This window comes from Herbaspirillum sp. SJZ099 (genome assembly GCF_007828355.1).
Lineage (GTDB): Bacteria > Pseudomonadota > Gammaproteobacteria > Burkholderiales > Burkholderiaceae_D > Herbaspirillum.
In genome coordinates this window covers 130,484-151,721 of the sequence record NZ_VIUO01000007.1, presented here as the reverse complement: position 1 = coordinate 151,721, position 21,238 = coordinate 130,484, and the positions used below count along the sequence as shown (strand labels likewise).

32 protein-coding genes are annotated in these 21,238 nt (G+C 60.6%); 2 read left to right on the top strand and 30 right to left on the bottom strand.

The window, feature by feature from the left end; all coding sequences use genetic code 11:
- Positions 1 to 29 precede the first annotated feature (29 nt).
- Complete coding sequence (locus FB597_RS15820; protein WP_141917821.1) at positions 30 to 491, top strand: carboxymuconolactone decarboxylase family protein; 462 nt, start codon at positions 30 to 32, stop codon at positions 489 to 491.
- A gap of 144 nt (positions 492 to 635) precedes the next feature.
- Here the strand turns inward: FB597_RS15820 and FB597_RS15815 are convergent, their stop codons facing one another.
- The 3 genes from FB597_RS15815 to FB597_RS15805 form a co-directional block, all read right to left on the bottom strand.
- Complete coding sequence (locus FB597_RS15815; protein WP_144770033.1) at positions 636 to 1,844, bottom strand: ABC transporter substrate-binding protein; 1,209 nt, start codon at positions 1,842 to 1,844, stop codon at positions 636 to 638.
- Between the two features lie 146 nt (positions 1,845 to 1,990).
- Entirely contained in the window at positions 1,991 to 3,580 is a 1,590-nt protein-coding gene (locus tag FB597_RS15810; protein WP_144770032.1) for an aldehyde dehydrogenase (NADP(+)), read from the bottom strand.
- A gap of 139 nt (positions 3,581 to 3,719) precedes the next feature.
- Positions 3,720 to 4,859 carry an iron-containing alcohol dehydrogenase gene (locus FB597_RS15805; protein WP_144770031.1) on the bottom strand — a complete coding sequence of 380 codons (1,140 nt, stop codon included), beginning with the start codon at positions 4,857 to 4,859 and terminating at the stop codon, positions 3,720 to 3,722.
- Between the two features lie 209 nt (positions 4,860 to 5,068).
- On the opposite strand from FB597_RS15805, the gene FB597_RS15800 reads away from it, so the two are divergent.
- A complete protein-coding gene (locus FB597_RS15800) occupies positions 5,069 to 6,019 on the top strand; it encodes a LysR family transcriptional regulator (protein WP_141917809.1) in 951 nt (316 codons plus the stop codon).
- A gap of 298 nt (positions 6,020 to 6,317) precedes the next feature.
- Here the strand turns inward: FB597_RS15800 and FB597_RS15795 are convergent, their stop codons facing one another.
- The 27 genes from FB597_RS15795 to rpsS all read right to left on the bottom strand — a co-directional run bounded on the left by FB597_RS15795 (position 6,318) and on the right by rpsS (position 21,231).
- Complete coding sequence (locus FB597_RS15795; protein WP_144770030.1) at positions 6,318 to 6,956, bottom strand: peroxiredoxin; 639 nt, start codon at positions 6,954 to 6,956, stop codon at positions 6,318 to 6,320.
- 134 nt (positions 6,957 to 7,090) lie between these two features.
- On the bottom strand, positions 7,091 to 8,896 hold the full coding sequence (dsbD, locus tag FB597_RS15790) for a protein-disulfide reductase DsbD (RefSeq protein WP_144770029.1): 1,806 nt from the start codon (positions 8,894 to 8,896) through the stop codon (positions 7,091 to 7,093).
- Positions 8,897 to 8,956: 60 nt separating this feature from the next.
- Entirely contained in the window at positions 8,957 to 9,304 is a 348-nt protein-coding gene (gene cutA, locus FB597_RS15785) for a divalent-cation tolerance protein CutA (RefSeq protein WP_144770028.1), read from the bottom strand.
- A 259-nt stretch (positions 9,305 to 9,563) separates the two neighbouring features.
- Entirely contained in the window at positions 9,564 to 9,959 is a 396-nt protein-coding gene (gene rplQ / locus FB597_RS15780) for a 50S ribosomal protein L17 (protein ID WP_050469917.1), read from the bottom strand.
- Between the two features lie 174 nt (positions 9,960 to 10,133).
- The gene (rpoA, locus tag FB597_RS15775; RefSeq protein WP_050469919.1) at positions 10,134 to 11,111 is read right to left on the bottom strand and encodes a DNA-directed RNA polymerase subunit alpha; all 978 of its coding nucleotides are present in this window, start codon (positions 11,109 to 11,111) and stop codon (positions 10,134 to 10,136) included.
- A gap of 105 nt (positions 11,112 to 11,216) precedes the next feature.
- The gene (gene rpsD / locus FB597_RS15770) at positions 11,217 to 11,840 is read right to left on the bottom strand and encodes a 30S ribosomal protein S4 (protein ID WP_141917803.1); all 624 of its coding nucleotides are present in this window, start codon (positions 11,838 to 11,840) and stop codon (positions 11,217 to 11,219) included.
- 200 nt (positions 11,841 to 12,040) lie between these two features.
- The gene (gene rpsK / locus FB597_RS15765; RefSeq protein WP_050469922.1) at positions 12,041 to 12,445 is read right to left on the bottom strand and encodes a 30S ribosomal protein S11; all 405 of its coding nucleotides are present in this window, start codon (positions 12,443 to 12,445) and stop codon (positions 12,041 to 12,043) included.
- Positions 12,446 to 12,488: 43 nt separating this feature from the next.
- Positions 12,489 to 12,854 (bottom strand): 30S ribosomal protein S13, encoded by a 366-nt coding sequence (gene rpsM, locus FB597_RS15760; RefSeq protein ID WP_040501720.1) that lies wholly within the window; start codon positions 12,852 to 12,854, stop codon positions 12,489 to 12,491.
- A 28-nt stretch (positions 12,855 to 12,882) separates the two neighbouring features.
- Positions 12,883 to 12,996: a 50S ribosomal protein L36 gene (rpmJ, locus tag FB597_RS15755; protein ID WP_006464913.1), complete on the bottom strand. Its 114-nt coding sequence runs from the start codon at positions 12,994 to 12,996 to the stop codon at positions 12,883 to 12,885.
- A 39-nt stretch (positions 12,997 to 13,035) separates the two neighbouring features.
- A complete protein-coding gene (gene infA, locus FB597_RS15750; protein WP_005663428.1) occupies positions 13,036 to 13,254 on the bottom strand; it encodes a translation initiation factor IF-1 in 219 nt (72 codons plus the stop codon).
- A 31-nt stretch (positions 13,255 to 13,285) separates the two neighbouring features.
- Positions 13,286 to 14,617, bottom strand: a complete 1,332-nt coding sequence (gene secY, locus FB597_RS15745) for a preprotein translocase subunit SecY (protein ID WP_144770027.1) — start codon at positions 14,615 to 14,617, stop codon at positions 13,286 to 13,288.
- A 19-nt stretch (positions 14,618 to 14,636) separates the two neighbouring features.
- Positions 14,637 to 15,071 (bottom strand): 50S ribosomal protein L15, encoded by a 435-nt coding sequence (gene rplO, locus FB597_RS15740; RefSeq protein WP_141917799.1) that lies wholly within the window; start codon positions 15,069 to 15,071, stop codon positions 14,637 to 14,639.
- A gap of 26 nt (positions 15,072 to 15,097) precedes the next feature.
- Entirely contained in the window at positions 15,098 to 15,277 is a 180-nt protein-coding gene (gene rpmD / locus FB597_RS15735; protein ID WP_050469963.1) for a 50S ribosomal protein L30, read from the bottom strand.
- 10 nt (positions 15,278 to 15,287) lie between these two features.
- A complete protein-coding gene (gene rpsE, locus FB597_RS15730; protein ID WP_141917796.1) occupies positions 15,288 to 15,806 on the bottom strand; it encodes a 30S ribosomal protein S5 in 519 nt (172 codons plus the stop codon).
- Between the two features lie 11 nt (positions 15,807 to 15,817).
- Complete coding sequence (rplR, locus tag FB597_RS15725) at positions 15,818 to 16,180, bottom strand: 50S ribosomal protein L18 (RefSeq protein ID WP_050469965.1); 363 nt, start codon at positions 16,178 to 16,180, stop codon at positions 15,818 to 15,820.
- Between the two features lie 12 nt (positions 16,181 to 16,192).
- Positions 16,193 to 16,726 carry a 50S ribosomal protein L6 gene (gene rplF, locus FB597_RS15720; RefSeq protein WP_141917794.1) on the bottom strand — a complete coding sequence of 178 codons (534 nt, stop codon included), beginning with the start codon at positions 16,724 to 16,726 and terminating at the stop codon, positions 16,193 to 16,195.
- Between the two features lie 10 nt (positions 16,727 to 16,736).
- Entirely contained in the window at positions 16,737 to 17,132 is a 396-nt protein-coding gene (rpsH, locus tag FB597_RS15715) for a 30S ribosomal protein S8 (protein WP_079217272.1), read from the bottom strand.
- Between the two features lie 14 nt (positions 17,133 to 17,146).
- On the bottom strand, positions 17,147 to 17,452 hold the full coding sequence (gene rpsN, locus FB597_RS15710) for a 30S ribosomal protein S14 (protein ID WP_050469942.1): 306 nt from the start codon (positions 17,450 to 17,452) through the stop codon (positions 17,147 to 17,149).
- A gap of 7 nt (positions 17,453 to 17,459) precedes the next feature.
- Positions 17,460 to 17,999 carry a 50S ribosomal protein L5 gene (gene rplE, locus FB597_RS15705; protein ID WP_141917792.1) on the bottom strand — a complete coding sequence of 180 codons (540 nt, stop codon included), beginning with the start codon at positions 17,997 to 17,999 and terminating at the stop codon, positions 17,460 to 17,462.
- 5 nt (positions 18,000 to 18,004) lie between these two features.
- Positions 18,005 to 18,319: a 50S ribosomal protein L24 gene (gene rplX / locus FB597_RS15700; RefSeq protein ID WP_050469945.1), complete on the bottom strand. Its 315-nt coding sequence runs from the start codon at positions 18,317 to 18,319 to the stop codon at positions 18,005 to 18,007.
- 9 nt (positions 18,320 to 18,328) lie between these two features.
- Positions 18,329 to 18,697 carry a 50S ribosomal protein L14 gene (rplN, locus tag FB597_RS15695; RefSeq protein WP_006464924.1) on the bottom strand — a complete coding sequence of 123 codons (369 nt, stop codon included), beginning with the start codon at positions 18,695 to 18,697 and terminating at the stop codon, positions 18,329 to 18,331.
- Between the two features lie 195 nt (positions 18,698 to 18,892).
- Positions 18,893 to 19,165 carry a 30S ribosomal protein S17 gene (gene rpsQ / locus FB597_RS15690; protein ID WP_141917789.1) on the bottom strand — a complete coding sequence of 91 codons (273 nt, stop codon included), beginning with the start codon at positions 19,163 to 19,165 and terminating at the stop codon, positions 18,893 to 18,895.
- On the bottom strand, positions 19,162 to 19,356 hold the full coding sequence (gene rpmC, locus FB597_RS15685; protein ID WP_141917787.1) for a 50S ribosomal protein L29: 195 nt from the start codon (positions 19,354 to 19,356) through the stop codon (positions 19,162 to 19,164). The genes rpsQ and rpmC overlap by 4 nt, the downstream gene beginning before the upstream one ends.
- Before the next feature lie 13 nt (positions 19,357 to 19,369).
- Positions 19,370 to 19,789 (bottom strand): 50S ribosomal protein L16, encoded by a 420-nt coding sequence (rplP, locus tag FB597_RS15680; protein ID WP_050469952.1) that lies wholly within the window; start codon positions 19,787 to 19,789, stop codon positions 19,370 to 19,372.
- A 2-nt stretch (positions 19,790 to 19,791) separates the two neighbouring features.
- Positions 19,792 to 20,607 carry a 30S ribosomal protein S3 gene (gene rpsC / locus FB597_RS15675; RefSeq protein ID WP_141917783.1) on the bottom strand — a complete coding sequence of 272 codons (816 nt, stop codon included), beginning with the start codon at positions 20,605 to 20,607 and terminating at the stop codon, positions 19,792 to 19,794.
- Between the two features lie 9 nt (positions 20,608 to 20,616).
- Positions 20,617 to 20,949, bottom strand: a complete 333-nt coding sequence (rplV, locus tag FB597_RS15670) for a 50S ribosomal protein L22 (RefSeq protein ID WP_174525383.1) — start codon at positions 20,947 to 20,949, stop codon at positions 20,617 to 20,619.
- A gap of 6 nt (positions 20,950 to 20,955) precedes the next feature.
- Complete coding sequence (rpsS, locus tag FB597_RS15665) at positions 20,956 to 21,231, bottom strand: 30S ribosomal protein S19 (protein ID WP_050461705.1); 276 nt, start codon at positions 21,229 to 21,231, stop codon at positions 20,956 to 20,958.
- Positions 21,232 to 21,238: the final 7 nt, after the last annotated feature.

Below are 21,238 nucleotides of genomic sequence, written 5' to 3'. Positions count from 1 at the left end.
GTCGATTCCAAACCCACAGGAGAATTGCCATGTCCGACTTCAAGCAACGCCTGCAACACACCAAGCTCGCAGCCCCCGCCTTCAATGCCCTGCTCAAGGCCAGCGAGGCCGTGCACACCAGCGGCGTCGATCCCAAGCTGCTGGAACTGGTGTTCCTGCGCGTGTCGCAAATCAACGGCTGCGCCTTCTGCGCCGACATGCATTCGCACGACCTGCTCAAGGCCGGCGAAAACCAGCAGCGCCTCAACACCCTGGCCGCCTGGCGCGAAATCCCCTTCTTCACCGAACAGGAGCGCGCCGCGCTGAACTGGGCAGAGCGCTTCACCGACCTGAAGAACCCGGACGCCGACAAGGAAGACGCCGCGTTCGCGCTGATGAAGCAGCACTTCACTGAAACCGAGATCGCCAACATCACCTTCGCGGTCGCCATCATCAATGCCTGGAACCGCCTGGGCGTGTCGATGCGCCCGCAGGTGCCGCGCCGCAGCTGATCGGCGTACCGCACAGGACAAGGACGAAAAAAAACGCACCCCGGTCGCCCGGGATGCGTCGAACATGGTCCGATCCACATCAGACTTTCTGCTCAAAACCTGCCCGGCGCTTCCTCGGAAGCGCCGGCTGAACCTATTGCTGCCTTACTTCCACAGCGCGCACTTGGACTCGGCCTTGGTCATGTAGGCCTGCTCGCCGGGAATGGTCTGCACCAGCTTGTAGTAATCCCACGGACGCTTGGATTCCGACGGCTTTTTCACTTCCATCAGGTACATGTCGTGCACCATGCGGCCGTCCGGACGGACTACGCCGTTAGAGGTGAAGAAGTCGTTGATCTTGTTCTTGCGCAGGTAATCCATCACCTTGTCGGCGTCGGTGCTGCCCACGGCCTTGACCGCCTTCAGGTACTGGCCCACGGCCGATGCATTGCCGGCCTGGAACATCGTCGGCATCTTCTTCATCTTGCCGAAGTAGCGGTTGCCCCATGCGCGCGACTGGTCGTTCATGTCCCAGTACCAGCCGTCGGTCAGGTACATGCCTTGCGTGACTTGCAGGCCCAGCGAATGCGTATCGGTGATGAAGATCAGGAGACCGGCCAGCTTCATCGTCTTGTTCACGCCGAATTCATTGGCCGCCTTGATGGCATTGATGACGTCGCCGCCGGCCACCGCCAGGCCCAGGATCTGGGCCTTGGAGGCTTGCGCCTGCAGCAGGAAGGAGGAGAAGTCCGACGTCGCCAGCGGCGCGCGGATCTGGCCCACGACGGTGCCGCCACCGGCCTTGACCACATCGCTGGTGTCTTTTTCAAGCGAAGTGCCGAACGCATAATCGGCCGTCACGAAATACCACGACTTGCCGCCCTGCTTGGTGATGGCCGCGCCCGTGCCGCGCGCCAGCGCAGTGGTGTCGTAGGCGTACTGGATGGTGTAGGCGTTGCATTCCTCGTTGGTCTGGCGCGTGGTGCCGGCGCCGACCGAGATGAAGACCTTTTTCTTTTCGCCGGCGACCTTGCCCATGGCCAGGCTGGCGGCCGAGTTCACGCCGCCGACCAGCATGTCGACGCCGTCGCGGTCGAACCATTCACGCGCCTTGTTGGCGGCGATGTCGGCCTTGTTCTGGTGGTCGGCAAACACGAATTCGATCTTCTTGCCGTTGATGGCGCCGCCGGCATCGGCAATGGCCATCTTGATGGCTTCGACGCCGCCCTGGCCGTCCATGTCGGCGTAAGTGCCGGACAGGTCAGTGATGAAACCGATCTTGATGGTATCGCCGGCGGCCTGCGCCGGCAGGGATGCGCCGAACAGGGCGCAGACGGCAGCGGACAGCGCCGCGCGCTTGATGCTTTTCCTCAAAGTCTCCTCCTCTGGGTGAACGCCACGGCGTCGTGCCGCGGTTCGTTTGGATTTCTCGCGTGGTGTTCTTGTTGCGACTCCGCAAGCGAGTGCGGAGAAGGTGTTGCCGGCATGCGCCGAGGCGCATGCCATCATGCTTGCGACAATCAGCCGAGGACGGCGCGCGTCAGTTCGCCATCGACCAGGCGCGTAATGCCCAGCGGGTTGGCGTTCTTCAGCGGCGCCGGCAGCATCGCGTCCGGGTAGTTCTGGTAGCACACCGGGCGCAGGAAGCGCTCGATGGCCAGCGTGCCGACCGAAGTGCCGCGCGCATCCGAGGTGGCCGGGTACGGGCCGCCGTGGACCATCGCGTCGCACACTTCGACGCCGGTCGGGTAACCGTTGAGCAGCAGCCGGCCGGCCTTCTGTTCCAGCAGCGCGATCAGGTCCTGGTTGCCTTGCAGGTCGCCGATCTCGGCTTGCAGCGTGGCGGTCAGTTGGCCATGCATGTTGGCGGCGAAGTCGATGAGCTGTTCGCGGCTTTCCAGCTCGACGATCACGGTCGAGGGGCCGAACACTTCTTCTTCCAGCGGCGCTTCCTTGGAGAACAGCAGCGAAGCCTCGGCCTTGAACAGGTGCGGCACGGCCTGGGTGTAGCTGCTGCCGCCGGTGGCGATGACCTTCACGCCGGGCAGTTGGGTCAGGCGCGCCACGCCGCTGTTGTAGTGCGACAGGCCGCCGCTGTTCAACATGGTGGCCGGCGCGGTGCCGCCGAAGGCGGCCGACAGCTTCTCGATGAAGGCGGTCAATTCAGGCGACTTCACGCCCAGCAGCAGGCCCGGGCTGGTGCACAGCTGGCCGCAGCCCATCGTGACGGAACCGGCCAGATCCTTGGCGATGGCGTCGCCGCGCCCCTTGAGCGCCTCGGGCATCAGGATGATGGGGTTGATGCTCGACATTTCCGCGAACACCGGGATCGGTTGCGGACGCGCCGCCGCCATGTCGCACAGCGCACGGCCGCCGCGCAGCGAACCGGTGAAGCCGACCGCCTGGATGGCGGCGCTCTTGACCAGCTGGGCGCCGACGCGGTCGCCGTAGATCATGTTGAAGGTGCCGGCCGGCATGCCGGTCTTCTTGACGGCGCGCTCGATGGCGTCGGCCACGATTTCAGAGGTGACCAGGTGGCCGGTGTGGGCCTTGAACACTACCGGGCAGCCGGCCGCCAGCGCGGCCGCGGTATCGCCGCCGGCCACCGAGAAGGCCAGCGGGAAGTTGCTGGCGCCGAACACGGCCACCGGGCCGACGCCGATCTTGTACTGGCGGATATCGGGACGCGCCATCGGCTTGCGCTCGGGCAGCGCGGTGTCGATACGGGCGCCGTAGAAGTCGCCGCGGCGCAGGACCTTGGCGAACAGGCGCATCTGGCCGCTGGTGCGGGCGCGTTCGCCAGCCAGGCGGGGCGTAGCCGGCAGCGCGGTTTCGCGCGAGACGGCGGCGAGGAAGTCGTCGCCCAGCGCGTCGATCTCATCGGCGATCGCGTCCAGGAAGGCGGCGCGCTGCTCCGAGGTGGTCGCGCGAAACGCCGGGTAGGCCTGCTCCGCCGCGTGGACGGCGGCCGCCACTTCCTTCTCGGTCGCAGTCACGAAGGGAATCTCGAAAATCGCGCCGCTGGTGGCGTCGATGCTGTGCAGATGGAGGTCGCCTTCGCCGCTGCGCTGACCGCCGATGTAGTTGTGTCCGAGGATGTTCAAGCTCACGATGTACTCCTGCTCTGTGCGTTGGCGCTGCCCTGACGGGTCACGCGCGAAGGGCCGCACCTCGTGTTGGCGAGGACGGCCGGTTGGTTCCGGTTAAGCTTCCCGCACGGCGTGTGCCGCACGGGTCTATTGTGTTGCATCACATGGATTGCTGCAGCATGCGTTCGTAATCCTGCGCCGAGGCCACGCGCGGATTGGTCTTGTGGCTGTGGTCGGCCAATGCGCCCTGGATGATCTTGGGGAACATGTCGGCGCTCACGCCCAGCTCGCCCAGGCCGGCAGGCAAACCGAGACGACGGCTCATCTCCTTGATGGCCGGACCGATCGCGGCGCCGTCCTTCAACCCCATGGCATGCGCCATGCGCGCCATCTTGTTGTCCTTGACCATGGTCTCGGCGCTTTCGTTGAAAGCGATGATGGCCGGCAGGAAGATGGCGTTCAGGGTGCCGTGGTGCAGCTTGGGATTGATGCCGCCCAGCGAGTGCGACAGGCTGTGCACGCAGCCCAGCCCTTTCTGGAATGCCATCGCGCCCTGCATCGAGGCGCTCATCATGTTCAGGCGCGCTTCGCGGTCGCCCGGCTCCTTGGTGGCGCGTTCGATATGCGCCCAAGCGCGCCACAGGCCATCGAGCGCGATGCCGTCGGCGGGCGGATTGAACGCCGGCGCCATGAATGTTTCCAGGCAGTGGGCGATGGCGTCCATGCCGGTGGCGGCGGTCATCAGCGGCGGCAGGCCGAGCGTCAGTTCCGGGTCGCAGATGGCGACCTTGGGCACGATGAACGGCGACAGCACGCCGACCTTGCGGCCGTCGTCCAGGATCAGGATGGCGCCGCGGCCGACTTCGCTGCCGGTGCCGGCGGTCGTCGGGATGGCGATCACCGGCGTGGTCTTGGCGGTGATGTTGGCCAGGCCGCCTTCGATCAGCGCGAAGGATTTCAACGTGCCTTCGTGGGTACCGCATACCGCCACGCCCTTGGCCAGGTCGATCGAGGAGCCGCCGCCCACGGCCACGATGCCGTCGCAGCCGGCTGCGCGGAACATCGCCACGGCCGCGCGCACCGCGCCTTCGTTCGGGTTGGGCGGCGTCTGGTCGAACACCGGGACGGCCGCGCCGTCCTTCAACTGGCCCAGTACCTTGTCGAGGATACCGGCGTTGCGGATGCCCATGTCGGTGACCACCAGCGGCTTCTTGATGCCGATGCGCTCGCATTCCTGCTGCAGGAGCGACAGCACGCCGTAGTCGAACTGGACCTGGGTAATGTAATTGATGAGTGCCATCACATAGCCTTGATTTATAGATGTCAGACCAAGGGCCGATTCGCGCCCGGCCTGGCGGGGAGCCGGACATTGATCCGCTTTCCCCGTTACTGCCTTGGTTTGGAAAGCCAGACTCTAAGCCAATGCGGGCGCTTTGACTAATGAGAGGTGTTGATATGGGCATAACCAACAGTCATACTGAGGATTTTCCGACGCCACGGCCCGCCGCCATGCAAACTTCCCTGCCCTCGCTCGCTTCGATCACCTCGCGTCTGCACCTGCGCCAGCTGCGCCTGCTGATCGCCTTGTCCGACCACGGTTCGCTGCTCAAGGCCGCCGAACAGGTCGCCCTGACCCAACCGGGCGCCAGCAAGGCCTTGCAGGAAATCGAAAGCACCCTCGGCGCGCAACTGTTCGTGCGCACCAACCGCGGGCTGGAACCGACCGAGCTGGGCCATTGCGTGATCCGCTATGCGCGGCTGATCCAGACCGACCTGACCCACCTGCGCGAGGAAATGCTGTCGATCATGCAAGGCAATGGCGGGCGGCTGGCGGTGGGCACCATCATGGGCGCGGTGCCGCTGTTGACCGATGCGCTGACGCGCCTGCTGGAAAAACGGCCCTCGCTGTCGGTGGAAATCGTCGAAGACACCAGCGCGCGCCTGCTGCGCCTGCTGGACCAGGGCCGGCTGGACATGGCGATCTGCCGCACCAGCATCAGCCAGCGCCCGCACCTGTACGACGCCTTCAATATCCACGATGAACAGCTGGCGGTCGTGGCCAGCGTCAACCATCCGCTGGCGCAGGCGCAAGAGTTGCAGCTGTCCGACCTGGCCGATTCGCGCTGGGTGGTGTATTCGGCCAACATGCCGATGCGGGTCTCGCTGGAGCGCGAATTCCACGACGCCGACCTGCGCTTTCCGCTGCACCTGATGGAAACCACCTCGGCCTTCACCACGCTCTCGCTGCTGCAAAAGAATCCGCACTTCGTAGCACTGCTGTCGGTGGACGTGGCGCAGTTCTGCACCCGCTTCGGCATGACCTGCATCCTGCCGCTGCAGTTGCACACGCGCAGCGAACCCTACCAGCTGGTGACGCGCCACGGCACCCAGCTGTCGCCGGTGGCGCGGCTGTTCATCGAGGATTTCGCGCAGGCGCTCGCCCCGTCCCCGGACGCATGAGCTGCCTGGGACGCATGCATCCTCCAATGAAAAAACGCTCCCGATGGAGAAATGCCGTCCCGTTAAAGCCAATTCTGAACCGCTCATCACCGAGTCCGTTCGGGCTGAGTAGGCCCGCCAGGGCCGTATCGAAGCCAGCGCACCAGCGTCAGCGGCCTTGCCTGCCCTTCGATACGCTGCTGCGCAGCTACTCAGGGCGAACGGAGTCTGGACTCCACAAACAAAAATGCCGTTCAGTACTTAACTGAACGGCATTTCTCCCGAAGGAGCGTTTTCTTGTCCGCGTGAAGCGAGCGGCTTACTTGTTCGGCTGCGGCGTGATGCGCAGGTAAGGGCGCGGCGCCTTGTAGCCCTTCGGGTACTTCTGCTTGATCACTTCCTCATCCTTGACCGTCAGCGGGATGATCACGTCGTCGCCGTCCTTCCAGTTGCCCGGGGTGGCCACGGTGTAGCCGTCGGTCAACTGCAGGGCATCGATCACGCGCAGTACTTCATCGAAATTGCGGCCGGTGCTCATCGGGTAGGTGATGATCAGGCGCACTTTCTTCTTCGGGTCGATCACGAACAGCGAGCGCACGGTGGCGGTCTCGGACTGGTTCGGGTGGATCATGTCGTACAGGCCGGCAACCTTCTTGTCGACGTCGGCCACGATGGGGAAACCGACCACGGTCTGCTGGGTTTCCTCGATGTCCTTGATCCATTGCTGGTGGGCTTCGGCGCCGTCCACCGACAGCGCGATGGCCTTGACGTTGCGCTTGTCGAACTCCGGCTTGAGCTTGGCGGTCAGGCCCAGTTCGGTGGTGCAGACCGGCGTGAAATCGGCCGGATGGGAAAACAGCACGACCCAGGAATCGCCCGCCCAGTCGTGGAATTTGATCTTGCCGATCGAGGATTCTTGCTCGAAATCCGGCGCGGTATCGCCCAGACGCAGTGTCATAACGGTCTCCTTGTTCGAGGGTGAGGGTAAAACAGAAGATTGACTATAGCTCGCGCGATGGCTTCGTCCAACAATTATTAAGACGTAACCAAATAACGTGACGCAATGATGATCTACCTAAGCCCGAAACTTCCTTACAAGCCCTGCAATACCGCCAGGAAACGGTCGGCGTCCTGGTAGCCGATGACGCGCTTGCCAACCTGTTCCTTGCCGTCGGCACTGAAGAACATGATGCCCGGCGGCCCGAACAGGTTGAAGCGCCTGAGCATGGCGCGGTCGTCGGCGTTATTGGCGGTGACATCGATCTGCAGCAACAGCATCCGGCTAAAGCGTTCCTTCACGCGGGCGTCGGTGAAGGTGAAGCGTTCCATCTCCTTGCAGGAGACGCACCAGTCGGCATAGAAATCCAGCATCACCGGCCGGCGCTCGCCGCGGGCATTTTGCGCCAGCGCGGCGTCCAGCTCGGCCGATGAGCGCACCCGCACGAACTCCGTGTGCGCGGCAGTTGCCCCTGGCGCGGCCAGATGCGCCAATGGCGCCAGCGGATCGCGCCCGCCGGTGGCCACGCTGACCAGCTGCAGCAATCCCAGCGCGGCGAACGCCAGGCCGAAGGCGCGCGCCAGCCAGCCGGCCGGACGCGACCACAGCAGGTAGGCGCCATACCCAATGCCGAGCGCGGCCCAACCGGCGACCTGCAGCCAGGCCGGGATCACCGGCGCCACCATCCACAGCGCGGTACCCAGCATCAGTACGCCGAAGAAACGCTTGACGGCATCCATCCAGGCGCCGGCGCGCGGCAGCAAGGCGCCGGCGGAGGCGCCGATCAGCAACAACGGCACGCTCATGCCCAGCGCCATGGCGAACAATGCACTGCCGCCCAGCACCACGTTGCCGCTCTGGCTGATATACAGCAATGCGCCGGCCAGGGGAGCGGCCACGCAAGGGCCTACGATCAATGCGGAAATGGCGCCCATCAGGAATACGCCCACCCATGTGCCGCTGCCGCCGCCGGAAGCGCTCGACAGTTTCGACTGCAGCGCGGCCGGCACCTGCAGCTGATAGACATCGAACATGGACAAGGCCAGGCCGGCCATCAGCAGTGCGAAGGCGCCCAGGATCCAGGGATTCTGCAGATATGCCGACAAGCCTTCTCCCAGCATGCCCGCGGCCACGCCCAGCGCCGTATAGACCAGCGCCATGCCCAGCGCGTAATCGACCGACAGCAGGAAGCTGCGGGTGCGTCCCTGGCCCGAGGCCGTTCCTTGCTGGCCGACGATGATGGAAGACAGGATGGGCACCATCGGCAACACGCAGGGCGTGAACGACAAGCCGATGCCGAGGATGAAGAACAGCGAGAGAATGCTCCACAGCTTGCCGCCCTTGAGCACCGCGGCGATGCCATCGACATCGGCGCCGCCGGCCGACGCCGCCTCATCGCCTGCCCCGCTCGCGCTGCCGGCCCGCACCACGGTGCCGATTGCCTGCGGCGACAGGTTCACTTTCAACGTCATCGGCGGATAGCACAAGCCCTTGTCGGCGCAGCCCTGCGACACCGCATTGACGGTGAACGGGCCGGCCGCGTCCGCCACCGGGATGCGCGCCGTCACCGCCTGGTGATAGGTCTCAACCTCTTTCTGGAAATTCTCGTCGTACTTGGTCACACCATGCGGGAATTGCGGCTCGCCCAGCGTCGCCCCCTCGGCGCTGAAATGGAAGCGGTCACGGTACATGTAATAGCCGTCCGCGATCCGGTAGCTCAGCTCCAGCGTGGCGGCATCCAGCATGCGCGCGCTGAGCTGGAAGGCCTGTTCCGGCGGCAGGTAGTCATCGGCGGCACGGGCCGGGCTCAATGACAGCAGTGCCGCCAGCGGCAACAGGCAAAGGATGTTCAGCAGCAGGCGATGCATGCTACGGTAAAAACGGTTCTCGGTTTTGTTCATGCGGCTCAAATTGGATTCTTCATCGTGGAACGCGTTACATCGACAGGCGAGAAACGCGCTCTAGGTGCGCAGGGGCTGGCCGGTCTCTTCCCTTATCCACCCCAGATACGCCGGCAAGCCGGCCGCGACCGGCAGCGCGACGATTTCCGGCACATCGTAAGGATGGGCCCGGCAGATCGCCTGCTCGACTTCCCCATAGCGCGCCTGCGTGGTCTTGATCAGCAGCGGAATCTCGACCGCGTGTTCCACCCGGCCTTGCCAGCGGTACACCGACGCCACCGGCGCCAGGATGTTGACGCAGGCGGCCAGCCCCCCGTCCACCAGCGCGCGCGCCAGGGATTGCGCCAGCTCCTGCTCAGGTACATTGGTCAACACCAGCAGCGGCTGGTTCAATAAGGATGATGTCATGTCTGCGGTCCTTTGCCATGCTGGCCCGGCGATGCCCAGGCATGGCGGCTGCGGATGAAATGGGCGGCCTCTGCGGGAACGTGGGGCTGCGCGGCAGATGCGGTCCCATATTCAACCACATCTGCGGCGGGCGTGCCGCCACTCCGCTCAAGTCAAGAACAGTTGCAGCGCATCGGCGGGCGGCACACTCATCCGCCCGCCGGCCGCAGAAACAAAAAAGCCAGGCAATGCCTGGCTTTTTTAATTGTGACAACCGGAATTATTCGGCGGTCTGGACTTCTGCATCGTCGCTGACTTCCGGACGGTCAACCAGTTCGACGAATGCCATCGGGGCGTTGTCGCCTTGACGGAAACCCATCTTCAGGATGCGCAGGTAGCCGCCATTGCGGGTAGCGTAGCGCGGGCCCAGTTCGGAGAACAGCTTGCCGACGATTTCGCGGTCGCGCAGGCGGTTGAATGCCAGGCGCTTGTTGGCCAGGGTGTCGGTCTTGCCCAGGGTCAGGATCGGCTCGACGACGCGGCGCAGTTCCTTGGCCTTCGGCAGGGTGGTCTTGATGGCTTCGTGGCGCAGCAGCGAAACGGTCATGTTGCGCAGCATTGCCAGACGGTGGGACGAAGTACGGTTCAGTTTACGGAGACCGTGACGGTGACGCATGATGATTTCCTTTCAGATAACAGTTTTGATCCAGTTCTTCTATCGGCAAAGCCAGCTTGGCTGACCCGCTCGCGGACCGGTAAATGACGAAAAACAAACGAATGAACAACAGGTACTGCTTTATTTCTTGCCGCTACGGCCGGCTGAAATACTCGCCGGCCGTTAGCATCAGAATTACTTCTCCAGGCCGGCAGGCGGCCAGTTTTCCAGCTTCATGCCCAGGGTCAGGCCACGCGAAGCCAGGACTTCCTTGATTTCGTTCAACGACTTGCGACCCAGGTTCGGGGTCTTGAGCAATTCGTTTTCGCTGCGCTGGATCAGGTCGCCGATGTAGTAGATGTTCTCGGCCTTCAGGCAGTTTGCCGAACGCACGGTCAGCTCCAGGTCGTCGACCGGACGCAGCAGGATCGGATCGACCTGCGGTGCGCGCGACGGCGCTTCGGCGGTCGCTTCGGTGCCTTCCAGGGCGGCAAACACGTTGAGCTGGTCAACCAGCACGCGGGCCGACTGGCGGATCGCTTCTTCCGGAGTGATGACGCCGTTGGTCTCGATGTTCATGACCAGCTTATCCAGGTCGGTACGCTGTTCCACACGCGCCGATTCGACGGCGTAGGAAACGCGGCGCACTGGCGAGAACGATGCGTCCAGGATGATGCGACCGATGGTCTTGTTGGTATCTTCCGACAGGCGGCGAACGTTGCCCGGCACATAGCCGCGGCCCTTCTCGACCTTGATCTGCATGTCCAGCTTGCCGCCGGCGGTCAGATTGGCGATCACGTGATCCGGATTGATCAGCTCGACATCGTGCGGCAGGTCGATATCCGATGCCAGCACCACGCCTTCGCCTTCTTTCTTCAGGGTCAGGGTGACTTCGTCACGGTTGTGCAGCTTGAAAACCACGCCCTTCAGGTTCAGCAGGATGTCGACCACGTCTTCTTGCACGCCGTCCAGCGAGGAATACTCGTGGACCACGCCGGCGATGGTGACTTCGGTCGGCGCATAGCCGGTCATGGTCGACAGCAGCACGCGACGCAGCGCATTGCCCAGGGTGTGACCGTAACCGCGCTCGAACGGCTCCATCACGACCTTGGCGTGACCGGGAGCGATTGCTTCCACTTCGATGATGCGGGGCTTCAACAAACTGTTTTGCATGAAATGTCCTTTTCAATACCCTCGGCTCGTTACGCCGATAAGGCTGATGGCAGTTCGGAAAAATGCCCACCTGATGGTGGGCACGGAGATACTGAGTGCTACGGATTAACGCGAATACAATTCGACGATCAGCGATTCGTTGACGTCATTGGCGATTTCGCTGCGGTCCGGCGACGACTTGAAGGTCGCTTCCAGCTTCTTGGCATCGACGGCAACCCACGACGGGAAACCGGATTGCTCAGCCAGCGACAGGGCTTCAGCGATACGCACTTGCTTCTTGGCCTTTTCGCGGATGGCGATGACGTCGCCGGCCTTGACCGAGTAGGAAGCGATGTTGACGACGATACCGTTGACGGTCAGCGCCTTGTGCGAGACCAGCTGACGCGCTTCAGCGCGGGTCGAGCCGAAGCCCATGCGGTAGACGACGTTGTCCAGGCGCGATTCCAGCAACTTGAGCAGGTTTTCGCCGGTGTTGCCCTTGCGGCGGTCGGCTTCAGCGAAGTAGCGGCGGAACTGACGCTCGAGGACGCCGTACATGCGCTTGACCTTCTGCTTTTCGCGCAGCTGGTTGCCGTAGTCGGAGGTGCGGGCGCCCGAAGTGCGGCCGTGCTGGCCTGGCTTGGAATCCAGCTTGCACTTGGAATCCAGCGAGCGGCGTGCGCTCTTCAGGAACAGGTCGGTGCCTTCGCGGCGGGAGAGTTTTGCTTTGGGTCCGATATAACGTGCCACAGTATTTCCTTTATTGAATGACGTCCCGTACAGCCGGACGCTAGTCTGATCTGCATACGCAAAAAATGCGCAGGATCAGACAGTGGTCTTAAGAACAAAACCCGCCAAGGTCATTGGCGGGTGGTTTCCGGCGTTTCGTGGGGGGGCTTTTCAGCCGAATCCCGCAAAGCGCAAGATTATACTACATAAATGCGTACAACTTAGATGCGACGGCGCTTCGGCGGACGGCAGCCGTTGTGCGGAACCGGAGTCACGTCCTGGATCTGGGTGATCTTGATGCCCAGGTTGTTCAGGGCGCGCACGGCGGATTCACGGCCAGGGCCCGGACCCTTGATACGCACTTCCAGGTTCTTGATGCCGCATTCGATCGCAACCTTGCCGGCTGTTTCAGCAGCGACCTGGGCAGCGAACGGAGTCGACTTGCGCGAACCCTTGAAGCCAGCACCACCCGAAGTCGCCCACGACAGGGCATTGCCCTGGCGGTCGGTGATCGTGATGATGGTGTTGTTGAACGAAGCGTGAACGTGCGCGATACCTTCAGCAACGTTCTTCTTTACTTTCTTACGAACACGCGATGCTGCTGCGTTGTTGGGGGACTTTGCCATAATGATTTCCTTGAATCCGACCAGTGACTAGCGCCTGCCGGGATTATTTCTTCAGCGATTGAGCGGCCTTGCGCGGACCCTTGCGAGTGCGGGCATTGGTACGGGTACGTTGGCCACGCACCGGCAGACCGCGACGGTGACGCAGGCCACGGTAGCAGCCCAGGTCCATCAAACGCTTGATGTTCATGGACAACTCACGGCGCAGATCGCCTTCCACGACGAACTTGGCGATTTCGTCACGCAGCTTTTCCAGCTCGTTATCGTCCAGGTCCTTGACCTTCTTGTTGGTCGGAACGCCGGTTGCGACACAGATGTCTTCTGCGCGCGGACGGCCAATACCATAGATGGCGGTCAGGCCGATCACGGTGTGCTGATGGTTGGGGATGTTGACCCCTGCAATACGTGCCATGCGTTATTCCTCGATCAATAACGTTAAGTTAACCTTGGCGCTGCTTGTGGCGGGGTTCGGTGCAGATCACACGAACGACGCCATTGCGCTTGATGATTTTGCAGTTGCGGCAGATCCGCTTCACTGATGCGAGCACTTTCATTGTGGCCCTCTTTCTTTCAATACTAGGTTCGATTCACTGTTACTTGGTACGGAACACGATACGTGCCCGGCTCAAATCGTAAGGCGTCAGTTCCACCGTTACCTTATCGCCTGGCAGGATGCGGATATAGTTCATCCGCATCTTCCCGGAAATATGGCCGAGTACAACATGCCCGTTTTCCAACTTAACCCTGAATGTCGCGTTAGGGAGATTTTCCAGAATCTCGCCTTGCATCTGAATAACATCGTCTTTTGCCATTCCCGTCTTCTTCCATTGGAACCGGGTCCGCTTAACGCGGAGTCATGCCGCCTTTGAAATTAGCCTTGCGAAGCAACGATTCGTACTGCTGCGACATTACATAATTCTGCACCTGAGCCATGAAGTCCATGGTCACGACCACGATGATCAAGAGCGATGTGCCACCGAAGTAGAACGGCACTTTCCAGCGGGCAATCAGGAACTCGGGCAACAGACAGACCAGCGTGATATAGACCGCACCAGCCAGTGTCAGACGCGTCAGGATCTTGTCGATGTAACGCGCCGTCTGGTCGCCCGGGCGGATACCCGGAACAAATGCACCACTCTTCTTCAGGTTATCTGCCGTTTCCTTGCTGTTGAACACCAGCGCGGTATAGAAAAAGCAGAAGAACACAATGGCCGCCGCATACAACAGAGCATGGATCGGCTCGCCCGGCGCCATCGATGCCGCCAGATCCTTCAGGAAACGAATGAAGGGATTCGACGTGTCGCCCGACGTAAACCAGCTGGTGATCGTCGCCGGGAACAGGATGATCGACGATGCGAAGATCGGCGGGATCACGCCTGCCATGTTCAGCTTCAGCGGCAAATGGCTGCTTTGGCCGCCGTAGATCTTGTTGCCGACCTGACGCTTGGCATAATTGACCAGGATCTTGCGCTGGCCGCGTTCGATGAACACCACCAGGAAGGTCACCAGCGCCACGATCACGCAAATCAGGATCGCCGACAAGGCGCTCATCGAACCCGTACGGACCAGTTCGAACAAACCACCCAGAGCATTCGGCAAACCAGCCGCGATACCAGCGAAGATGATGATCGAGATGCCGTTGCCCAGACCACGTTCGGTAATCTGCTCACCCAGCCACATCAGGAACATCGTGCCGGTAACCAGCGTCACCACGGTAGTCAGGCGAAACGCCAGGCCCGGATCCAGCACCAGGCCGGCTTGCGACTCCAGCGCCACTGCAATGCCCAGCGCCTGGAACGTCGCCAGCACCAGGGTGCCGTAACGCGTGTACTGCGTGATCTTGCGACGACCGGCTTCACCCTCTTTCTTCAACGCCTCCAGCTGCGGCGAAACTACCGACAGCAGCTGCATGATGATCGATGCCGAGATGTACGGCATGATCCCCAGTGCGAAGATCGTGAAACGCGACAGAGCACCACCGGAGAACATGTTGAACATGCCCAGGATGCCGCCCTGGTTCTGCTTGAACAATTGGGCCAGCTGCGTCGGGTCGATACCCGGAACCGGGATATGCGCACCGATGCGATAGACGACCAACGCTCCCAGCAGGAACCACAAACGGCCCCATGGGAAGCCTTTGGCGGCGCCTTTCGCTATTTGAGGAGTAGTTGCCAATTAATGCTCCGAGCCCGGATCACTCGCCAACAGAACCGCCAGCGGCTTCGATTGCAGCCTTGGCACCCTTGGTAGCGATCAGGCCCTTGACGGTTACCTTCTTGGTCAATTCGCCAGCCTTGATGATACGCACGACACGAGCCAGTTCCGACACGAGGCCGGCTTGCTTGAGTGCCAGCACATCGATCTCGGCGACGGGCAGTTTTTCCAGGTCCGACAGGCGCACTTCAGCCTTGTACGGCGTTGCCAGCGACTTGAAGCCGCGCTTGGGCAGACGACGTTGCAAAGGCATCTGGCCGCCTTCGAAACCGACCTTGTGGAAACCGCCCGAACGCGATTTCTGACCCTTGTGGCCGCGGCCGGCAGTCTTGCCCAGGCCCGAACCGATACCACGACCGACGCGACGCTTGTAGTGCTTTGCGCCTTCTGCGGGTTGGATTGTGTTTAATTGCATGATTCGCTCCGTTCGCAAGCTGACGCTTACGACACCACTTTCACAAGATAGGACACTTTGTTGATCATGCCGCGCACCGATGGGGTGTCTTCCAGCTCGGCAACCGAGTTGACGCGACGCAGACCCAGACCGCGCACGGTTGCGCGGTGATCCTGACGAGTACCGATCAGACCCTTGACCAGCTTGACTTTGATTGTGTTAGCCATCTGAATCACCTTAGCCCAGGATTTCTTCGACCGACTTGCCGCGCTTGGCAGCAACTTCAGCCGGAGTGTTCATCTTCGACAGACCGTCGAGGGTAGCACGCACCATGTTGTAGGGGTTGGTCGAACCGGTCGACTTAGCCACCACGTTGGTCACGCCCATCACTTCGAAGATCGCGCGCATCGGGCCGCCGGCGATCACGCCGGTACCGTCCTTGGCCGGCGACATCAGAACCGACGATGCGCCGTGCTTGCCGATCACGGTGTGATGCAGGGTGCCGTTCTTCAAGGTGACCTTGATCATCTTGCGGCGGGCTTCTTCCATTGCCTTCTGCACGGCGACAGGCACTTCCTTCGATTTGCCCTTGCCCATGCCGATGCGGCCATCGCCGTCACCAACCACTGCCAGCGCAGCGAAACCCATAATACGGCCGCCCTTCACCACCTTGGTGACGCGGTTGACCGCGATCATCTTTTCGCGCATGCCGTCATCAGGCTTGTCGCTTTGCGTTTTCGATTGCATTTTTGCCATGATGATTATCCTTAGAACTTCAGGCCGGCTTCACGCGCAGCTTCAGCCAACGCCTTGACGCGACCGTGATAACGGAAACCGGAACGGTCGAATGCGACTTCGGTCACACCCGCCTTCAGGGCCTTTTCCGCAACGCGCTTGCCGATCAGTGCCGCGGCAGCGGCGTTGCCGCCCTTGCCCGACTGGCCAGCCAGCTGGGCGCGAACTTCCGCTTCCAGGGTGGAGGCCGAAGCCAGCACGTTTGCATCAGGACCGATGACGCTGGCGTAAATGTGCGTATTGGTACGATGCACGGCCAGGCGATTGACCTTCAGTTCTGCGATCTTGGCACGAGTTTGCGTCGCGCGGCGCAGACGAGATTGTTTCTTATCCATCATCAACCCCTATTACTTCTTCTTGGTTTCTTTGAGCGTCACCACTTCGTCAGCGTAGCGAACACCCTTGCCCTTATAGGGTTCGGGTTCGCGGTACGCGCGAATTTCTGCGGCGACCTGGCCAACCACCTGGCGATCGATACCCTTGATCAGGATTTCGGTCTGGGTCGGGGTCTCAACCTTGATACCTGCAGGCATCTGGTGAACGATGGGGTGCGAGAAGCCCAGCGACAGGTTCAGCTTGTCGCCTTGCGCCTGTGCACGGAAGCCCACGCCAACCAGCGTCAGCTTCTTTTCGAAGCCCTTGGTGACGCCGTTGACCATGTTGTTGACCAGGGCACGCAGGGTGCCGGACATCGCATTCGCTTCACGGCTGTCATCAGCCACTTCGAAGCTCAGCGAGCCATTGTTGTTTGCCACCTTGACCTTGTTGGTCAGCGGCTGCGTCAGCGAGCCCAGCGGGCCCTTGACGGTGATGTGCGCTGCAGTGATGGTCGCTTCCGCGCCATTCGGCAGTGCAACAGGCATTTTACCTACACGAGACATCTTGCACTCCTTAGGCCACGTAGCAAATCACTTCGCCACCGACACCGGTTGCGCGTGCTTTGCGGTCAGTCATCACGCCGCGCGGGGTGGACACAATCGCCACGCCCAGGCCATTCATGACGTTCGGGATATCGTCCTTGCCCTTGTAGATGCGCAGACCCGGACGGGACACGCGCTCCAGGCGCTCGATAACCGGACGGCCGGCGTAATACTTCAAACCGATTTTCAATTCAGCCTTGCCTTCAGCGGCAACAACGGCGAAATCTTCGATATAACCCTCGTCCTTGAGGACGTTGGCAATGGCTACCTTCACTTTGGAAGACGGCATGACGACGGTAGTCTTGTTCACGCCTTGCGCATTGCGGATACGGGTCAGCATATCGGCGATAGGATCGCTCATACTCATTGCTTCTTCTCCTATTACCAGCTAGCTTTGGTCAAACCCGGGATTTCGCCGCGCATGGCGATTTCACGGACCTTGATACGGCCCAATCCGAACTTGCGGAAAGTACCACGGGGACGGCCTGTCAGTGCGCAACGATTGCGCTGACGGGTCGGAGCCGAATTGCGCGGCAGCGCCTGCAGCTTCAGGCGAGCTTCGTAACGCTCTTCTTCCGACTTCGATTGGTCGTCGATAACAGCCTTCAACTCGGCGCGCTTGGCGGCGTACTTCTTCACCAGTGCAGCGCGCTTTTGTTCACGGTTAATCAGTGCCAGTTTTGCCATGGCATCCTCAGTTTCTGAACGGGAATTTAAATGCGGCGAGGAGCGCTTTCGCTTCGTCGTCGGTCTTCGCAGTCGTGGTAATGCTGATATTCATGCCACGCAGCGCATCGATCTTGTCGTACTCGATTTCGGGGAAAATGATCTGCTCTTTCACGCCGATGTTGTAGTTGCCACGACCGTCGAACGCACGACCCGACACGCCACGGAAGTCACGCACGCGCGGCAGGGCCACGGTGATCAGACGATCCAGGAATTCGTACATGCGCGCGCCACGCAGGGTCACCATGCAACCGATGGGGTAACCTTCACGGATCTTGAAACCCGCGATCGCCTTACGCGCCTTGGTCACCACCGGCTTCTGGCCGGCGATCTTGGTCAGATCGCCCACTGCGTGCTCGATGATTTTCTTGTCCGCTACCGCTTCCGACAGACCCATGTTCAGGGTGATCTTCAGGATGCGCGGAACTTCCATTGCCGACTTATACGAATACTTCGCAGTCAGGTCAGCAACGACTTTATCTTTATAGAACTGTTGAAGACGTGCCATGATGATTAAACCTTAACGACTTCGCCGCTCGACTTGTAGGCGCGGACTTTCTTGCCGTCCACTTCCTTGTAAGCCACACGATCTGCCTTGCCGCTAGCTGCGTTGAACAACGCAACGTTGGACACATGAATTGGCATCAGCTTATCGACGATGCCGCCAGTTGCACCAGTCATCGGGTTCGGGCGGGTTGCCTTCTTAGCGACGTTGACGCCTTCCACAATGACATAATCGGCGCTGACGCGAGCAGCCACGACACCGCGCTTGCCCTTGTCTTTGCCGGTCAACACGATGACTTCATCGTTTTTACGAATCTTTGTCATGACCACTCCTTACAGAACTTCAGGCGCCAGGGAGACGATCTTCATGAAGCGCTCCGTACGCAGCTCACGAGTCACCGGCCCAAAGATACGGGTGCCGATCGGCTCGAGCTTAGCGTTCAGCAGGACAGCTGCATTACCATCGAACTTGACCAGAGAACCATCCTGACGACGGACACCCTTTGCGGTGCGCACGACGACAGCGTTATAAATTTCACCTTTTTTGACGCGACCACGCGGAGCTGCGCTCTTAACAGTAACCTTGATCACGTCGCCAATGCCCGCATAGCGGCGCTTGGAACCACCCAAGACCTTGATGCACAGGACTTCGCGCGCACCAGTGTTGTCGGCCACTTCGAGCCGGCTTTCAGTTTGAATCATGATATTTTCTTTCCCAACTTAATCCGCCGCGCACAATGCAGAAGCGGTCAGTCTTGGCCCTGTTAGCAAGCGAACTCGCTAGTTAGGGGACGAATTTAGCTACTTTTTTGACTCTTCCTGCAGGCAGGGCGCAGCAAGAAGAGAGCTCGATATTATGGCAGCATAATATCGAGCGCGCAAGGACTACTTAACTACTTATACGATTTGTGCTTCTTGTACAACACGTGTCACGGTCCAGGCTTTGGTCTTGGAGACCGGACGGCCCTCCTGGATCTCGACAGTGTCGCCGGCCTTGGCCGTGTTCGACTCGTCATGCGCATGGTACTTCTTGGTGCGCACGATGATCTTGCCGTACAGCGGGTGCTTGACGTGACGCTCGATCAGGACGGTAACAGTCTTGTCCATCTTGTCGGACACAACTTTGCCAATCAGCGTGCGCTTGAGCGCTTGTTTCACTTGATCGTTCATTGTTGACCATCCTTCGAGTTGATCACAGTTTTCACACGCGCGATGTCGCGACGTACTTTCTTCAGCTGTGCGGTATTGTTCAGTTGCTGGGTTGCAATTTGCATGCGCAGGCTGAACTGGGCCTTCAACAACTCGCCCAGTTCCTTTTCCAACGATGCCTTGTCCTTACCGCGGAGTTCAGATGCTTTCATGTTCCGCTCCTAATTATTGACCGACTTGACGAACAACGAAAGTCGTCGACAGCGGCAATTTGGCAGCAGCCAAACGGAACGCCTCGCGCGCCAGAGTTTCGTCAACACCGTCCATCTCGTACAGTACCTTGCCTGGCTGGATTTCAGCCACGTAGTACTCCGGGTTGCCCTTGCCGTTACCCATACGCACTTCAGCAGGCTTCTGGGAGATCGGCTTGTCCGGGAACACGCGGATCCAGATACGGCCACCGCGCTTGATGTGACGGGTCATCGCGCGACGTGCGGCTTCGATCTGACGGGCGGTAAGACGGCCACGGCCGACTGCCTTCAGACCAAAGTCGCCGAACGACACGGCGGTTCCGCGGGTGTGCGAAATGCCGGTATTACGACCCTTTTGTTCTTTACGATATTTTCTACGTGCTGGTTGCAGCATGATTATTCTCCTGCTTTCTCAGCCGACACACCGGCATCGGCAGCTTGAGGACGTCCACCGCGCTTCGCGCCGGCGCCAGGAGCGCCAGTCTTCGAGCGGGGACGAGCACCCGGCTTGCCGTCGTCACGACGCGGACCACGACGCTTCTTGTCGTCGTCCAGTTCGCCGACCAGCACCGGAGCTTCGCCGTTTGCCAGGCGATCGCCCTTGTAGACCCACACCTTGACGCCGATGATGCCGTAGGTGGTTTCAGCTTCGCCAAAACCGTAGTCGATATCGGCACGCAGGGTGTGCAGGGGCACACGGCCTTCGCGGTACCATTCGGTACGGGCGATTTCGATGCCGTTCAGGCGACCCGACGACATGATCTTGATGCCTTGTGCACCCAGGCGCATGGCGTTCTGCATCGCACGCTTCATGGCGCGACGGAACATGATGCGCTTTTCCAGCTGCTGGCAGATCGAATCGGCGATCAGTTGGGCATCGGCTTCCGGCTTGCGGATTTCCTCGATGTTGACGTGCACGGGCACGCCCATCAGCTTGGCCAGTGCGGTCTTCAGCACTTCGATGTCCTCGCCCTTCTTGCCGATCACAACGCCCGGACGGGAGCTGTAAATGGTGATGCGGGCGTTCTTCGCCGGACGCTCGATCACGACGCGGCCAACCGAAGCGTTCTTCAGTTTCTTCTTCAGGTAAGCACGGACCTTCAGGTCCTCGTTGAGCATGTCGGCAAAGTTGTTATTGCCTGCATACCAACGCGAGCCCCAGTTACGTGTAACCGCCAGACGGAAACCGGTTGGATGAATCTTCTGTCCCATCGTGACTCCTTAGTTTCCGACGGTCACGTAGATGTGACACGATTGCTTGGAAATACGATCACCACGGCCCTTCGCACGCGCTGTGAAGCGCTTGAGGACCGCACCCTTTTCCACATAAATGGTCTTGACCTTCAGCTCGTCAATGTCAGCGCCATCATTGTGTTCGGCGTTCGCAATTGCGGACTCCAGAACCTTCTTGATGATCGCCGCGCCCTTTTTGGGGCTGAAAGCCAAGATATTCAGTGCCTGATCAACTTGTTTACCGCGGATCAGGTCTGCAACCAGGCGGCCCTTCTGGGCCGACAGGTGCACACCGCGCAGAGTAGCTTTAGTTTCCATCATAGGACCTTATTTCTTAGCCTTCTTATCGGCAGCGTGACCCTTGAACGTACGGGTCAGCGCGAATTCGCCGAGCTTGTGACCAACCATGTTTTCCGACACATAGACCGGCACGTGCTGCTTGCCGTTATGCACCGCGATCGTCAGGCCGATGAAGTCCGGCATGATCGTCGAACGACGCGACCAGGTCTTGATCGGCTTCTTGTCCTTTGTCGCCTGGGCGGTTTCCACCTTCTTCACCAGATGCGCGTCGCAGAACGGACCTTTTTTCAATGAACGTGTCATGTTTTAT